The organism is Streptomyces sp. VTCC 41912 (assembly GCF_045799175.1).
GTDB classification, from domain to species: Bacteria; Actinomycetota; Actinomycetes; order Streptomycetales; family Streptomycetaceae; genus Streptomyces; species Streptomyces albulus_C.
This window is the reverse complement of sequence record NZ_JBJMAB010000009.1, coordinates 96,216-110,405: the sequence shown is the minus strand read 5'-3', so window position 1 is coordinate 110,405 and position 14,190 is coordinate 96,216. Positions and strand designations below refer to the sequence as shown.

At 71.2% G+C, this 14,190-nt stretch carries 13 protein-coding genes and 2 tRNA genes; 7 read left to right on the top strand and 8 right to left on the bottom strand.

Going from position 1 to position 14,190, the window contains the following annotated elements; translation table 11 throughout:
* Positions 1–47: 47 nt before the first annotated feature.
* Positions 48–743, top strand: coding sequence for a DsbA family protein (locus ACJ6WD_RS16065; protein ID WP_233657709.1), 696 nt, complete (start codon positions 48–50; stop codon positions 741–743).
* A gap of 138 nt (positions 744–881) precedes the next feature.
* Here ACJ6WD_RS16065 and ACJ6WD_RS16060 read toward each other — a convergent pair whose 3' ends face one another.
* The 3 genes from ACJ6WD_RS16060 to ACJ6WD_RS16050 all read right to left on the bottom strand — a co-directional run bounded on the left by ACJ6WD_RS16060 (position 882) and on the right by ACJ6WD_RS16050 (position 4,815).
* Positions 882–1,523, bottom strand: a complete 642-nt coding sequence (locus ACJ6WD_RS16060) for a superoxide dismutase (RefSeq protein ID WP_331248309.1) — start codon at positions 1,521–1,523, stop codon at positions 882–884.
* 190 nt (positions 1,524–1,713) lie between these two features.
* Entirely contained in the window at positions 1,714–3,135 is a 1,422-nt protein-coding gene (locus tag ACJ6WD_RS16055; protein WP_233657711.1) for an amino acid permease, read from the bottom strand.
* A 297-nt stretch (positions 3,136–3,432) separates the two neighbouring features.
* Entirely contained in the window at positions 3,433–4,815 is a 1,383-nt protein-coding gene (locus tag ACJ6WD_RS16050; protein WP_016575083.1) for an amino acid permease, read from the bottom strand.
* A 337-nt stretch (positions 4,816–5,152) separates the two neighbouring features.
* Between ACJ6WD_RS16050 and ACJ6WD_RS16045 the strand changes: the two genes are divergently transcribed.
* A complete protein-coding gene (locus ACJ6WD_RS16045; RefSeq protein WP_233657713.1) occupies positions 5,153–5,752 on the top strand; it encodes a biotin transporter BioY in 600 nt (199 codons plus the stop codon).
* Positions 5,753–5,820: 68 nt separating this feature from the next.
* On the opposite strand, the gene ACJ6WD_RS16040 is transcribed toward ACJ6WD_RS16045, so the two are convergent.
* Positions 5,821–7,284, bottom strand: coding sequence for an amino acid permease (locus ACJ6WD_RS16040; protein ID WP_016574030.1), 1,464 nt, complete (start codon positions 7,282–7,284; stop codon positions 5,821–5,823).
* Between the two features lie 190 nt (positions 7,285–7,474).
* Here ACJ6WD_RS16040 and ACJ6WD_RS16035 point away from each other — a divergent pair, with 190 nt between their 5' ends.
* Together ACJ6WD_RS16035 and ACJ6WD_RS16030 are read left to right on the top strand one after the other, a co-directional pair.
* Positions 7,475–7,963 (top strand): ribose-5-phosphate isomerase, encoded by a 489-nt coding sequence (locus tag ACJ6WD_RS16035; RefSeq protein ID WP_233657714.1) that lies wholly within the window; start codon positions 7,475–7,477, stop codon positions 7,961–7,963.
* Positions 7,964–8,072: 109 nt separating this feature from the next.
* Positions 8,073–8,894: an Fpg/Nei family DNA glycosylase gene (locus ACJ6WD_RS16030; protein WP_038519490.1), complete on the top strand. Its 822-nt coding sequence runs from the start codon at positions 8,073–8,075 to the stop codon at positions 8,892–8,894.
* A 28-nt stretch (positions 8,895–8,922) separates the two neighbouring features.
* Here the strand turns inward: ACJ6WD_RS16030 and ACJ6WD_RS16025 are convergent, their stop codons facing one another.
* Complete coding sequence (locus ACJ6WD_RS16025; RefSeq protein ID WP_407616006.1) at positions 8,923–10,152, bottom strand: GNAT family N-acetyltransferase; 1,230 nt, start codon at positions 10,150–10,152, stop codon at positions 8,923–8,925.
* 166 nt (positions 10,153–10,318) lie between these two features.
* Here ACJ6WD_RS16025 and ACJ6WD_RS16020 point away from each other — a divergent pair, with 166 nt between their 5' ends.
* Entirely contained in the window at positions 10,319–11,425 is a 1,107-nt protein-coding gene (locus ACJ6WD_RS16020) for a PP2C family protein-serine/threonine phosphatase (protein WP_016574026.1), read from the top strand.
* On the opposite strand, the gene ACJ6WD_RS16015 is transcribed toward ACJ6WD_RS16020, so the two are convergent.
* Positions 11,382–12,623, bottom strand: a complete 1,242-nt coding sequence (locus tag ACJ6WD_RS16015) for a cation:proton antiporter (RefSeq protein ID WP_233657717.1) — start codon at positions 12,621–12,623, stop codon at positions 11,382–11,384. The genes ACJ6WD_RS16020 and ACJ6WD_RS16015 overlap by 44 nt on opposite strands.
* A 382-nt stretch (positions 12,624–13,005) precedes the next feature.
* Here ACJ6WD_RS16015 and ACJ6WD_RS16010 point away from each other — a divergent pair, with 382 nt between their 5' ends.
* Positions 13,006–13,200, top strand: coding sequence for a hypothetical protein (locus ACJ6WD_RS16010; protein ID WP_037635111.1), 195 nt, complete (start codon positions 13,006–13,008; stop codon positions 13,198–13,200).
* 38 nt (positions 13,201–13,238) lie between these two features.
* On the opposite strand, the gene ACJ6WD_RS16005 is transcribed toward ACJ6WD_RS16010, so the two are convergent.
* Together ACJ6WD_RS16005 and ACJ6WD_RS16000 are read right to left on the bottom strand one after the other, a co-directional pair.
* Entirely contained in the window at positions 13,239–13,619 is a 381-nt protein-coding gene (locus ACJ6WD_RS16005; RefSeq protein WP_376558084.1) for an arsenate reductase family protein, read from the bottom strand.
* Positions 13,620–13,741: 122 nt separating this feature from the next.
* Positions 13,742–13,812, bottom strand: a tRNA-Gly gene (locus ACJ6WD_RS16000).
* 137 nt (positions 13,813–13,949) lie between these two features.
* Here ACJ6WD_RS16000 and ACJ6WD_RS15995 point away from each other — a divergent pair.
* Positions 13,950–14,026 (top strand) — tRNA-Pro (locus ACJ6WD_RS15995).
* Positions 14,027–14,190: the final 164 nt, after the last annotated feature.

Sequence of the window (14,190 nt, the reverse complement as noted above, 5' to 3'; positions counted from 1 at the left end):
GAAGCGTCCACGGAACAACGTCGTTGACGCTCTCAAGAGGAGACCCCGTGTCCGAGACCGCGAAGACCCCGGCAGACTTCTGGTTCGACCCGCTCTGCCCCTGGGCGTGGCTGACCTCCCGTTGGATGCTGGAGGTCGAGCAGCTCCGCCCGGTCCAGGTGCGCTGGCACGTGATGAGCCTGGCCGTGCTCAACGAGAACAAACTCGACGAACTCCCCGCCCAGTACGCGGAGAACATGCGCCCGGGCGGCAAGGCGTGGGGCCCGGTCCGCGTGGTGATCGCCGCGCAGCAGCTCTACGGCGACGAGGTCGTCGGCCGCCTCTACACCGCACTCGGCAACCGTTTCCACACCGCCGGCGAGGGCGTCACGCGCGAGTCCCTCGCGGCCGGCATCGCCGACGCCGGCCTGCCCGCCGACCTGATCGACTACGCCGACAAGGACGTCTACGACGCCGAGCTGCGCGCCTCCCACAAGGAGGGCATCGACCTGGTCGGCCAGGAGGTCGGCACTCCGGTGATCGCGGTGCCCGGGCCGGATGACGACAGCGCGAGCGAAGCGAGCTCTTCCGGGGGCGGAGGTCGGGCGACGGGTGGGCAGATCGCCTTCTTCGGCCCGGTCGTCACGCCCGCGCCCAAGGGCGAGCAGGCGGCCAGGCTCTGGGACGGCACGCTGCTGGTGGCGTCCACCCCCGGCTTCTTCGAGATCAAGCGGACCCGCACCGAGGCGCCGTCCTTCGACTGAGCGTCGGGCCGCCGCCGTCCCGTCCCGCACGCACGAAGCCCCGCGAGTCACGTCCTCGCGGGGCTTCGCTCTGTTCCGTCCGCCGGGTGAAAGGTGAGAAGACGATCACGAGGCAGGACGTCTCGGCCGGCTACCGGGTCACGGCGCCAGCAGCAGGTTGTTCGCGCGCTCCTTGGCGGCCGTGTAGCGCTTGGCCACGTCCTGCCAGTTCACGACGTTCCACATGGCCTCGATGAAGTCCACCTTCTGGTTCTTGTACTGGAGGTAGAAGGCGTGCTCCCAGGCGTCGAAGACCAGGATCGGCACCGAGCCCTGGCCGACGTTGCCCTGGTGGTCGTAGATCTGCTCGACGATGAGACGGCCGGTCACCGGCTCGTAGGCCAGCACGCCCCAGCCGGAGCCCTGGGTGGTCGCCGACGCCTTGGACAGCTGCGCCTTGAACTTGGCGAACGAGCCGAAGCTCTCGGCGATGGCGTCGGCCAGCTCGCCCACGCCGTCCTTGTCCAGCGGCTCGCCGCCGCCGTCACCGGTCATGTTGTGCCAGTAGATGCTGTGCAGGATGTGGCCGGAGAGGTGGAACGCGAGGTTCTTCTCCAGGCCGTTGATGGTGCCCCACTGGTCCTTGTCGCGCGCCTCGGCGAGCTGCTCAAGGGTGTCGTTGGCGCCCTTCACGTACGCCGCGTGGTGCTTGTCGTGGTGCAGCTCGATGATCTCCGGGCTGATGACCGGGGCCAGCGCCGAGTAGTCGTAGGGGAGTTCCGGAAGTGTGTAGGTCGCCATGCCGACCCCGCCTCCAAGCTGCGTAAACGCCGTAGTTGCAATCAATGTGCAAGAGCACGCTACCAGCAGGAGTGATCACGGGCCCGGCGTGTCGGGCGTCCTGGTTCCAAAGACGGAGGCGGGGCGGGACCTCGGAAGGAGGTCCCGCCCCGCCTCGGGAACAGGTGGGCCGACGGGCCCGGTCACGGTGTCAGCGCCGGCTCAGCGCCCGCTGCCGGACCACGCCGATCACCGTCAACACCAGGCCGAAGCCACCGGTGAACAGCAGCTGGAGCCGCTGGTTCTCGTCGCGCAGCATCAGCACCAGGACCACCGCGACGCCGGCCAGCGCCACCCACGTCAGATACGGGAAGGCCCACATCTTCACGATGAGCTTCTCGGGCGCCTCGCGCTCCAGCCGCCGTCGGGTGCGCAGCTGGGCGACGGCGATGAAGCCCCAGACCACCAGGACCGCGGCGCCGACCATGTTCAGCAGCCACTGGAAGACGGTGGTCGGCCACCAGAAGCTGAGCAGCACCGCGAAGAACCCGAACATGGCGCACAGCAGCACCGTCCGGCGCGGCACCCCGCCGCTCACCTTGCCGAGGAAGGCCGGGCCCTGGCCGCGGGCGATCAGCGAGTACGCCATCCGCGACGAGCCGTAGATGTTGGCGTTCACCGCGGAGAGCAGCGCGATCAGGATGACCACGTTCATGATCTGGCCGGCCGCCGGGATCTTGAGGTAGTCGAGCACCGCCACGTACGGGCCGCTCTTGGCGATCGACGGCGCGCTCCACGGGATGACGGTGACGATGACCGCCATCGAGCCGACGTAGAACAGGGCGATCCGCCACATCGCGGTGCGCACCGCGCGGGCCACACCGCGGGCCGGGTCCTTGGACTCGGCGGCCGCGATGGTCACCGTCTCCAGGCCGCCGTAGGCGAACACCGACGCCAGCAGACCCACCATCAGTCCGTCGACGCCCTTGGGCAGGAAGCCGCCGTCACCGGTGAGGTGGCTGGTGCCGGGGGCCGAGGTGCCGGGCAGCAGGCCGAGGATGGCCAGCACGCCCAGGATCAGGAAGAGGGCGATCGCCGCGACCTTCAGGGCGGCGAACCAGAACTCGAACTCGCCGAAGTTGCCGACCGCGGTCAGGTTGGTCGCGGTGAACACCACCATGATCAGCAGGACCCACATCCACGGCTCGGTGGACGGGAACCACTGGTGCAGCACGTCCGCGGCGCCCAGCGCCTCGGCCGCCACCGCCACGCACAGCAGCGCGGTGAACATCCACCCCACGGTGAAGCCCGCCCAGGAGCCTATGGAGCGCTCCGCGTGCACCGAGAAGGAACCGGAGGACGGCTGCGCCGCGGACATCTCGCCGAGCATCCGCATGACCAACATGACCAGTGCGCCCGAGACGGCGTACGCCAGCACGATCGACGGGCCGGCCGCCGCGATGCCCTCGCGGGAGCCGACGAACAGGCCCGCCCCGATCACCCCGCCGAGGGCGATCATCGAGAGGTGGCGCTGTTTGAGGCCGTGCGACAGCGCGCCGCCGTCCTGGCCGGTGCCCGGGGCCGCGGCGTTCCGCGCACCGGCGGACGCGGCGGACGAGGGTGTCCGATTCATGTCGTACCTGTCCCAGTAGGTGAGATGCGGGCGGGGCGATACTGCGTTCTCCCGGGGCCGCGGACGGCTCACTCCGGGGTCCTCGGCAAAGCTGGCTCAGTCTGAGTGTCCCTGTCCGCTCAGGGCAACAGTCGTGCAGCGATTGTTCGGTATTCAGACGCGATCGTGACCGAGAGTGTCTGATACATCGTCGAATGTGGCGAGATGTGAGGTACATCTCAAAGGCGACCTACCCGCGCGGAACCGCCCCAACGGGCCGGCGCGCCCCGCGGCGGCCCGTCGCCCGGCGTCCGGCCCTCAGCCCCGCACCCGACGGGCCCTCAACTCCCGCAACCCCGCCACCACCAGCACCGCGGCGGTCGCGCCGGCCGACCACAGCAACTGCGGCCGGGCGGTGTCATCGGTCAGCATCAGCACGATCACCGCGCCCATCGCCGCCAGCGCCACCCACGTCAAATAGGGGAACGCCCACATCCGCAGCACCAGCCGCTCCGGCGCCTCCCGTTCGATCCGCGGCCGCAGCCGCAACTGGGAGACCGCGATCAGTCCCCAGACGAACAGCAGCACCGCGCCGACCGCGTTGAGCAAGTACAGGAACACCGAATCCGGCCACTCCAGGTTGAGCAGCACCGAGACGAAGCCGAACGCCACCGACGCCAGCACCGCCCGCCGCGGCACCCCGCCGCCGGACACCTTCAACAGCCCGCGCGGCGCCTCGCCGCGCTCGGCCAGCGAGAACACCATCCGCGACGAGCCGTAGAGGTTGGCGTTCAGCGCCGACAGCAGCGCCACGAACACCACGACGTTCATGATCTGCCCGGCACCCGGCACCCCGACGCGGTCCAGCACCATCACGTACGGGCTCTTGCCCGGCTCCATCGACGACCAGGGCAGCACGGTGACGATGACCAGCATCGAGCCCACGTAGAAGAAGAGGATCCGCCACACCGCGCTGCGCACCGCCCGGCCCACCGCCCGCGCCGGATCGTCCGACTCGGCCGCCGCGATGGTGACGACCTCCAGGCCGCCGAAGGCGAACACCACCGCCAGCACGCCGGAGACCACCCCGGACCAGCCGTGCGGCAACAACCCGCCGTGCCCGGTCAGGTTGGTCAGCCCCACCGGCTCGGTGTCCGGCAGCACCCCGAAGACCGCCAGCAGGCTCAGGGCCAGGAACAGCACGATCGCGGTGACCTTCAACGTCGCGAACCAGAACTCGAACTCGCCGAAGTTCTTCACCGCGGCCAGGTTGGCGACGGTGAACACCACCATGAAGAGCAGCACCCACCCCCACTGCGGCACCGCCGGCAGCCAACCGTGCGCGATCTGCGCCGCGCCGGTGGCCTCCACGGCCAGCACCACCACCAGCAGGAACCAGTACAACCAGCCCACGCTGAAACCGGCCCACCGCCCGAGCGCCCGCTCCGCGTGCACCGAGAACGCCCCGGAGGCCGGCATCGCCGCGGACATCTCCCCGAGCATCCGCATGATCAGCATCGCCAGCGCCCCGGCGATCAGATACGACAGCACGATCCCCGGTCCGGCCACCGCGATGCCCGCGCCGGAGCCCACGAACAGCCCCGCCCCGATCACCCCGCCCAGGCCCAGCATCGTCAGGTGGCGCTGCTTGAGCCCCGCGGACAGCGGCTCTTTCTCGACCAGGGGCGGTGCGTCGTGCATCGGCTCGTAACTCTCGCAAGGGGCGGGATCGCCGCCCGGTTTGGGGGAACTCCACAGGTGACCGCGGAGCCGTCCCAGTGTCCCCGCCCCCGGCCGGCTAGCACAAAACCGGCCACGCACCACCGCCCGGCCCGTGACGAGCATCACGTGACCTGCGAAGACGTATCGCGCGCCGAAGGGCTCGGGCATTCTGGCGGTTGTCCGGAACTCCCCAAGCGGGCCGGTACGGCTTTGTCACCGCTACACGATGATCGCCGCCGCCCCCCTGAACTAACGTCATCACGTCCCGCCGGACCGCTCCACCCGGACGGTCCCCTCACACCCGCGGAGTCCCCTGATGAGCACAGCCGCCCCCACCCTCCTGCCCGGAGCGGTCCTCGCCGACCTGCTGCCGGCCGCCACCGCCACCCGCGCCCGCGTCCGCGACGCCGCGCTGGTCGCCGGCGGCGCCGTGATCACCGGCATCGCGGCCCAGATCGCGGTCCCGGTCCCCGGCTCCCCGGTCCCGGTCACCGCCCAGACCTTCGCCGCCCTGCTGGTGGGCACCTCGCTCGGCGCCCGCCGCGGGCTGCTGTCGCTGGCGCTCTACGCCCTGCTCGGCATGGCCGGCGTGCCGTGGTTCGCGGGCGGCGCCTCGGGCGCCGGCGGGGCCACCTTCGGCTACGTCCTCGGCATGCTGCTCGCCGCCACCGCCGTGGGCGCACTGGCCCGCCGCGGCGGCGACCGCGGGGTGCTCCGCACCGCCGCCACGATGGTCGCCGGCAACGCCGTGATCTACGCGATCGGCGTCCCCTACCTCGCGTTGAGCACCGGCATGTCCTTCGGCCAGGCCGTCGCCGTCGGCATGGTGCCGTTCCTGATCGGCGACGCCGTCAAGATCGCCCTGGCGATGGGCGCGCTGCCCACCGCCTGGAAGCTGGCCGGCCGCCGCGGCTGACCGCCCGCACCGACGCCGGCGGGGCCCGCACCCACCCTGGGTGCGGGCCCCGCCGGCTGTCCGCGTCGTCACACCTGCTCGGGCGCCTCGGCCGCCGCGGCCGGTTCCGCCGCGCGCGGGCGCCGCTTCTGGAGCACCAGCCCGGCCACCAGCACCACCGCGGCCGCCACCACCGACAGCACCATCTGCTCCCGGCCGTCCTTGTCGTAGAACATGTAGCCCACGACGAAGACGATCAGCGCGATGGTGGCGTACGTCAGCCACGGGTACAGCCACATCCGCACCGTCAGCCGCTCCGGCATCTCCCGCTCGATGGTCCGGCGCATCCGCAGCTGCGAGAAGCAGATGACCAGCCAGACGAAGAGCGCCACCGCGCCCGAGGAGTTCAGCAGGAACTGGAAGATGGTGTCCTTCGAGGTGTAGCTGAAGATCGTCGCGATGAACCCGAAGGCCACCGACGCCCAGATCGCCACCGCCGGCACGCCGCCCTTGTTGACGGTCGCGAACGCCTTCGGCGCGTCGCCGCGCTCACCGAGCGAGAACGCCATCCGGGACGCCGTGTAGAGCCCGGAGTTCAGGCAGGACAGCACCGCGGTCAGCACCACGACGTCCATCACCACGTCCACGCCCGGGATGTGCAGCGACTTCAGCACCGCCACGTACGGGCTCTTCGTCACCTCCGGGTCGTCCCACGGCAGCAGCGTCACGATCACCGCGATCGACCCGATGTAGAAGAGCGCGATCCGCCAGATCACGCTGTTCACGGCCTTGCGGACGGCCGCCACCGGGTTCGGCGACTCGCTCGCCGCCAGCGTCACGATCTCGCTGCCCATGAAGGAGAAGACCACCAGCAGCATTCCGGAGAGGATCGCCCCCGGCCCCTTCGGCAGGAACCCGCCGTGTCCCAGGAGGTTCGCGGTGCCCACCGCGTGCTGCCCCGGCGGCAGTCCGAAGATCGCCAGCGCGCCGACCACGATGAAGATCACGATCGCCACGACCTTGATGCCGGCGAACCAGAACTCGAACTCGCCGAACGATCCGACCGACACCAGGTTGGTGCCGGTCAGCACGATCATCACCAGCAGCGCCCAGGCCCACTGCGGCACCGCCGGTATCCAGCCGGTCAGGATCGATGCCGCCGCGGTCGCCTCGACCGCCAGCACCACCGACCAGAAGAACCAGTACAGCCAGCCGATGGTGAAGCCGGCCCAACGGCCCAGCGCCCGGTCCGCGTACGCGGAGAACGAGCCGGAGGTGGGGGAGGCCGCGGCCATCTCGCCCAGCATCCGCATCACCAGCACGACCAGCAGACCGGTCAGCGCGTACGAGAGGAGGATCCCCGGGCCGGCGGCTTTGATGCCGGCCCCGGATCCGACGAACAGGCCGGCGCCGATGACTCCGCCAATGGCGATCATGGACAGATGGCGGTTCTTGAGGCCGGCCTGGAGCCCTTCGGGCGACCGGTTCGCGGAGCCGTTGCCGGGTTCACCGGCGGCAGGAACCGCGTGGGAGGTAGGCGGGTGCGCGCCCATGTGCACCGTCCTTCGATGGTTCTCGGTGTCGAACCCAGGCATTAGAACGTTGTTAACGATCGTTTGGAAGAGGCTGAATCCCGATCGTTGTCGTTACTGGGGAGTTGCCTGAAGATGCAGGCCGCGGAGTGGGGGACGGGCCGCCGCCCCGATGGCGTCTACCCCGCGAACGACATGCCACACTCATGCCATGCGCGTGTACATCGGTTCCGACCATGCCGGCTTCGACCTCAAGAACCACCTCGTCGACTGGCTCAAGGCCCACGGCCACGAGCCCGTCGACTGCGGTCCCCACATCTACGACGCCCAGGACGACTACCCCCCGTTCTGCCTGCGCGCCGCGGAGCAGACCGCCGCCGACCCGGAGGGCCTCGGCATCGTGATCGGCGGTTCCGGCAACGGCGAGCAGATCGCCGCCAACAAGGTCAAGGGCGTCCGTGCCGCGCTGGCGTGGAGCGAGGAGACCGCCAAGCTCGGCCGCGAGCACAACAACGCCAACGTCGTCTCGGTCGGCGGCCGGATGCACACCGTCGAGGAGGCCACCCGCTTCGTCGAGGTCTTCCTGGCCACCCCGTACTCCGGCGAGGAGCGGCACACCCGCCGCATCGAGATGCTCTCCCGCTACGAGACCACCGGTGAGCTCCCCCCGATCCCGGCCCACCACCCGCAGCAGGACTGACCCCGGCACCGGCCGGCCCGTGCCCACCCGTACCGCGCGGCGGAACGGGTGGGCACGCCGGTCGCCGGGCCGCACCCGAAACCGCCGTCCGTCCGGAGGACACCACCCCATGCCCGAGGGGCACACGATCCACCGCCTGGCCGCGGACCACCGCGAGCGGTTCCAGGGACGGACAGTCCGCGCGAGCAGCCCGCAGGGCAAGTTCGCCGAGGGCGCGGCGCTCGTCGACGGCCAGGTCATGGAGACGGCCGAGGCCCACGGCAAGCACCTCTTCCTCGGCTTCGGCCCGGATCGCTGGATCCACGTCCACCTCGGCCTCTTCGGCAAGCTCGGCTTCGGCACCACCCCGGCCCCGCCGCCCACCGACACCGTCCGGCTCCGGCTGGTCGGCGGCGGCCACCACGCCGACCTGCGCGGCCCCACGGCCTGCGCACTGATCACCGGCGCCGAGAAGCAGGCGATACACGAGCGGCTGGGCCCCGACCCGCTGCGACCGGACGACGACGGCGACCGTGCCTGGCAGCGGATCGCCCGCAGCCGCACCACCGTCGCGGCGCTGCTGCTCGACCAGAAGGTCATCGCCGGCGTCGGCAACGTCTACCGCGCCGAGGTCCTCTTCCGGCACGGCATCGACCCCTACCTCCCCGGCCGCGCCCTGCGCCGGGACCAGTGGGACGCCCTCTGGGACGACCTGGTCGCCCTGATGCAGGAGGGCGTGAAGAACAACCGGATCGACACCGTCCGCCCCGAGCACACCCCGGAGGCCATGGGCCGCCCGCCCCGGGTCGACGACCACGGCGGCGAGGTCTACGTCTACCGCCGCACCGGCGCCGCCTGCCACCTCTGCGGCGGCGAGATCCGCACCGCCGACCTCGCCGCCCGGAACCTCTTCTGGTGCCCCGGCTGCCAGCCCGCCGCAGCCCGCCCCTGACCGACCCCGCGGGCGGCGCCGGCAACCGTCAGAAGCCGTGCGGCAACCACGGCGCCACGTCCGACCCGAACGCCACCGACGCCGCCGCCAGCGCCCCGGGCCGCACCTCCCGCACCCGCCCGGCCGCGGCCAGCGCCGACAGCGCGAACCCGCCCAGGTAGGCCGAACCCAACTCCCGCACGGACAGCGCGAGTTCCGCCGGATCGGTGGTCCGCTCGCAGCTCGCGCCCTTCGCGTCCCCGGACAGCCGCCAGCGCCCCGCGTTCCACGGACAGACGTCGTCGGCCACCTCCAGCACCACGTCCACCGGCGCCTGGTACGTCCGCGCCGCCAGCGCCGCCCCGACGTCCACCGGCCGGACGAACAGCGCCTCCCGCACCCCGAGCTCGCACCGCCGTTGGTCGGCCACCATGTGCAGCAGCGGGTCGTCCACCGGCCGACCGCGCACCTGCACCGACGACGTCAGGTCGATCCCGAACAGATAGCGCCACAGCGCCGCGTACGCCACCGGATCCAGCGCGTCGACCTGGCGCAGCAGCACCGTGCCGCACGGCCCGGCGTGGTCCCAGTCGGGCTTGACGGCGTACCGGGCGTAGCCCCGCACCTCGCCGTCGACCTCGGCCAGCACGCACTGCAACTGACCGGCCCCCTGCCGCTCGTCCGCCGGGTCGAGCACCCCCGACCGCTCCCAGTGCGGGCGGCGCGCCAGCATCCCGGGCCGGGTCGGCACCAGCCGCCCGTAGACCTCCTCGCACGCGGCGAGCGCCGCCACCGGGTCCACCAGCCGCAGCCGGACGCCGTCCGTGCCGGGCAGCTCCGGTGCGGCCAACCGCACGGTGTCGACGGTCATCCGCAGGTCCTGGGTGGCCGGGCCGTACCCGAACCGCCCGTAGATCGCCGGCTCGGTGGCGGTCAGCACCGCCAGCGCCTCCCCGCGCTCGTGCACGTCCGCCAGCTGGTGCCGCATCATCGAGCGCAGCACGCCGCGCCGCCGGTGGGTCGGCTGGACGCTGATCAGGGTGACCCCCGCCACGGCCAGTTCCGCGCCGCCCGGCACCGTTAGTCCGAACGAGAACGATCCGCCGGTGCCGACGATCTCCGCGCCGTCCCGGACCGCGAACGCCCGCTCGACCTCGGTGATCGACCGCCACCACGCGCGTCGCTCCGGTCCGTCGGGAACCCCGCCGAACGCCACGTCCAGCTTGTCGTACCAGGCATCCCACTCGGCGTCCCGCAACTGCCGCAACTCTGTTGTCATGAGCCATCCCTAGCAGCCGCCCCTCCGGCCGCGCGACCGCATTTCGAACGTGAATTCCCTGCAATTCCCCGGGGTGACGTGCAACGAATCGACGCGCCGCCGAACGGGTGGATAAGGTCCCAGGACAATGACACGCGGCGCGGGAGCGGAAAGCCTGAGGGCCCGGATGCGCAAACGGCTGCACCGGGCCCGGATCGGCATGCGCAAGGCCGGGGTCGACTACTTCCGCGGCGACGGCTCCGACTGGGTCGCCCTGGCCGCCCTGCTCGCCGCCGTCCCCGCCATCGCCCTCGGCACCCTCTGGCACCCGGAGTGGATCGCGCCGACCGCACTGGTCCTCCCGATCGTCGCCGGCGGACTGCTGCTGCGGCCGGCCAACCTCCTCGCCCTGTACGCGACCTCCGCCGCCGCCCTGATCGTCGAGGCGGCGCTGTTCGGCCCGTACGACGAGGGGCGGGACCGGATCACTCCCGGCACGGTCCTGGTGGTCGCCGCGGTCGGCCTCTCCGGGCTCCTGGTCGCGCAGTTCCGCAGCCGGGTCGGTGTGCCCTGGCGACGCGGCGGCACCATGCTCTTCGACCTGCGCGAACGCATCCGCGTGCAGAGCAAACTGCCCAAGCTCCCGGACGGTTGGCACCACGAGATGGCGCTCCGCCCGGCCGGCGGCCAGTCCTTCTCCGGCGACTTCGTGGTCGCCTCCCGCACCCAGGACGGCAACGTCCTGGAGGTCGTGCTCACCGACGTCTCCGGCAAGGGCATGGACGCGGCGTCCCGGTCGCTGCTGCTCTCCGGCGCCTTCGGCGGCCTGCTCGGCTCGCTCCCGCCGCACGGCTTCCTGCCGGCCGCCAACGGCTACCTGCTGCGCCAGGACTGGGACGAGGGCTTCGCCACCTCCGTCCACCTCGTCCTCGACCTGGAGTCCGGCGACTACGAGCTGTTCTCCGCGGGCCACCTCCCCGGCCTCCAACTCAGCGCCGGGACCGGCCGCTGGGAGGAGAAGGCGGGGGAGGGGCCGCTGCTCGGCGTCTACGACGGCGCCCAGTTCGACCCGGTCAAGGGCACGCTGCGCCCCGGCGACGTCCTGATGCTGTTCACCGACGGCCTGGTGGAGGCCGCCGACCGCGACATCGCCGAGGGCATCGACCGGCTGACCGGCGAGGCCGAGCGCTACGTGCACGGCGGCTTCGCCGGCGCCGCCTGGCACCTGATCGAGGCCGTCGCCAAGGACGTCAACGACGACCGGGCGCTGCTGCTGATCTGTCGGGACGGCTGACCGCCGCCGCATCGGCTGGGTCCGCCGCCCCTGGGGCCTCCGGTGCCGCCGCCCGCGCCGCGCCGCCGCCCGGCAGCACCCGGGCCAGCACGCCGGAGCGGCCGGCCGCCAGCGGGCCGAGGACGGCCAGGACCAGCACGTAGCCGGCGATGAACGGGGCCAGCCGCTCGTCGAGTCCGGCCGCCGCCGCCATCGTGGCCAGGATCAGCGCGAACTCGCCGCGGGCCAGCAGCGCGGTGGCGATGTTCGCGGCCGGCCCGGGCCCGAAACCGTAGATTCGGGCCGCGACCAGCCCCGCGAGGACGTTCATCAGCAGGGTCAGCGCCACCGCGATCAGCACCGGCCACACCACGCTCGGCAGGTCCCCGGGGTCGATGGAGAGCCCGAACGCGAAGAAGAAGATCGCCCCGAACGCGTCCCGCAGCGGGTGCACCAGCTTCCGGATCCGCGGCCCGGAACTCGTCCCGCCGAGCATCAGCCCCACCATGAACGCCCCGATGGCGTCCGCGACGCCGAACCACTCCGAGACCCCGGCGACCAGGACGGCGGCACCGAGGAAGGAGATCACCAGCAGTTCGTTGTCCTTGGTGGCGATCAGCCGGCCCACGACCCGGGTGCCCCAACGGGCCGCCGCGGCGAGCAGCAGCAGGAAGCCGAACGCCTTCCCGGCGGCCGGCGCCGCCGAGGCGAGCGAGTCGGCCCCGGAGAGCACCGGTTGCAGCGCGGCCAGGTAGAGGGCGAGGAAGATGTCCTCGACGACGATGATGCCGAGGATCGGCTTGGTCTCGGGATTGCCCAGCCGGCCGGTGTCGACCAGCACCTTGGTGACGATCGCGGACGACGAGATGCCGAGCACCCCGGCGAGCACCAGCGCCTCGGACGTGCCCCAGCCGAGCGCGAAGCCGAAGCCGAGCCCGGCGCCGACGTTCAGCGTCAGGTACGCCCCGCCGGCCAACGCCATCCGGCGCCCGCCCGTCTTGAGGTCGTCGACGTGGAACTCCAGGCCCAGGTAGAAGAGCAGCAGCACCAGGCCGAGGAGGGAGAGCATCTCCAGGTCGTGCGGGTCGGCGACGAGCACGATGCCGGGGGTGTTCGGGCCGAGCAGGATTCCGGCCAGGATGAACAGGGGGATGGTGGGGAGTCCGATGCGCCCGCCCAGGCGGGCGAGGACGGCGGCGGCGAGAAAGGCACCGCCCATGGCGATCAGGGTGTCTGCGTGTCCGATGGGCCCGTTCCTCCTGGTCGTCAGCGCGCCGTCAGTGTGACTCCGGGCACGTCCCGGTCGTTCAAAAGGTCAAGACGGCGTCAAGAACTGGTCAATACTTAGGTTACCAAACCATTAACCAGTGACCGTTGTGCGGCGGTGCGAGGGTGTTTGAGGGCCGGTCCGAGCGGGTGTGGGGGCCCCTCGGGCCGACCGGAAGCCGCTCGGAATGAACGATCGGGAACGAGCAAAGCGTTGGCCGATGATTCGTCACCCGCCTGCGATGGGCAGGGAGTTGGTGGCACGATGGGTGCCGGGGGTGTGCGCGGCATGCCCCAGGGCCGGTGAGGCGTTCCGACCGAGGGTGTGATCAGTTGTGGCTCTGTCGCTATCAGTTGTCCTGATGTTGGGCATCATCTTGGTCGTACTGATCAGACAGAAGGCGATCAAGGCCGGACCGGCATTCGTCGCCATACTCTTCGGCTTCTTCCTTGCCTCCACGGGCATGGCGCCGTCGATCAACAGATTCTTGAATTCCATCGCGCAGACCATCAACCACATCACGTTCTAGGGCTGCGCCCGGAACGCTCATGGTCCACAGACCGGACGTCAGGGGGTCCGTCCGCCCCCGGTCCGCGTCAGTGCGTCGCGTACGGCATCCTCGCTGCGCCCCACCAGCGCCGATCCGTCGTCGGCGGTGATGATCGGCCGCTGGATCAACCGCGGGTGCGTCGCCAGCGCCTCGATCCACCGCTCCCGGTCGGCTTCGGCGCGCCCCCACGCCCCGACGCCCAGTTCCTTCGCCTCGGCCTCCTGGGTCCGGGTGATGTCCCAGGGCTCCAGGCCCAGTCGTTCCAGTACGGCGCGCAACTCGTCGGCGCCCGGCGGCTCCTCCAGATACTTCCGCACGGTGTAGTGGGCGCCCTCGGCGTCCAGAATCTCCACCGCGGCACGGCACTTGGAGCACGCGGGGTTGAGCCAGATCTCCATGCGGGCCACCCTAGGGAAGTCCGTTGCGGGAGAGAAGTGGTGGCGCGCAGCGGTCCCGCCGCGGGCCGCGCCGACGGGAACGCGAAGACCCCCGGGCGGACGGCCCGGGGGTCTCTCTCGTGAGCGGGCGACGGGAATCGAACCCGCGTAGCCAGTTTGGAAGACTGGGGCTCTACCATTGAGCTACGCCCGCGAGCGCCAACGAGTCGGTGGGACCCCGGCACGCAGAGCATCGTAGCGGGTGGAGGCGGTCGAGTGCACACCGCATCGCGCTCCTCAACAACGGGCAGCCACACCGTCCGCGGCCATGTACCCTACGTGTCGCACCGACGGGGTGTGGCGCAGCTTGGTAGCGCGTCCGCTTTGGGAGCGGAAGGTCGTCGGTTCGAATCCGGCCACCCCGACCAGTAGGTATGCGGCCCGCGCGATGGAAAGCGGGCATAAGCGACCGTTCAAGATCGCGTTGTGGGTGCCCTCCTCCTTGCGGTTACTATGCAAGCTGCGTGCCCGTATGTCTCTGTACCGGGCGCGATCGGCCGGGCCGGGAAATGACCGGACGCCGGCGGATCTC

Coding starts and splice junctions, on each gene's coding strand:
- ACJ6WD_RS16035 (WP_233657714.1), top strand. CDS start 7,475: ATGCGCGTGTACATCGGTTCCGACCATGCCGGCTTCGACCTCAAGAAC.
- ACJ6WD_RS16045 (WP_233657713.1), top strand. CDS start 5,153: ATGAGCACAGCCGCCCCCACCCTCCTGCCCGGAGCGGTCCTCGCCGAC.
- ACJ6WD_RS16055 (WP_233657711.1), bottom strand. CDS start 3,135: ATGAATCGGACACCCTCGTCCGCCGCGTCCGCCGGTGCGCGGAACGCC.
- ACJ6WD_RS16020 (WP_016574026.1), top strand. CDS start 10,319: ATGCGCAAACGGCTGCACCGGGCCCGGATCGGCATGCGCAAGGCCGGG.
- ACJ6WD_RS16030 (WP_038519490.1), top strand. CDS start 8,073: ATGCCCGAGGGGCACACGATCCACCGCCTGGCCGCGGACCACCGCGAG.
- ACJ6WD_RS16015 (WP_233657717.1), bottom strand. CDS start 12,623: ATGGGCGGTGCCTTTCTCGCCGCCGCCGTCCTCGCCCGCCTGGGCGGG.
- ACJ6WD_RS16040 (WP_016574030.1), bottom strand. CDS start 7,284: ATGGGCGCGCACCCGCCTACCTCCCACGCGGTTCCTGCCGCCGGTGAA.
- ACJ6WD_RS16005 (WP_376558084.1), bottom strand. CDS start 13,619: ATGGAGATCTGGCTCAACCCCGCGTGCTCCAAGTGCCGTGCCGCGGTG.
- ACJ6WD_RS16025 (WP_407616006.1), bottom strand. CDS start 10,152: ATGACAACAGAGTTGCGGCAGTTGCGGGACGCCGAGTGGGATGCCTGG.
- ACJ6WD_RS16060 (WP_331248309.1), bottom strand. CDS start 1,523: ATGGCGACCTACACACTTCCGGAACTCCCCTACGACTACTCGGCGCTG.
- ACJ6WD_RS16050 (WP_016575083.1), bottom strand. CDS start 4,815: ATGCACGACGCACCGCCCCTGGTCGAGAAAGAGCCGCTGTCCGCGGGG.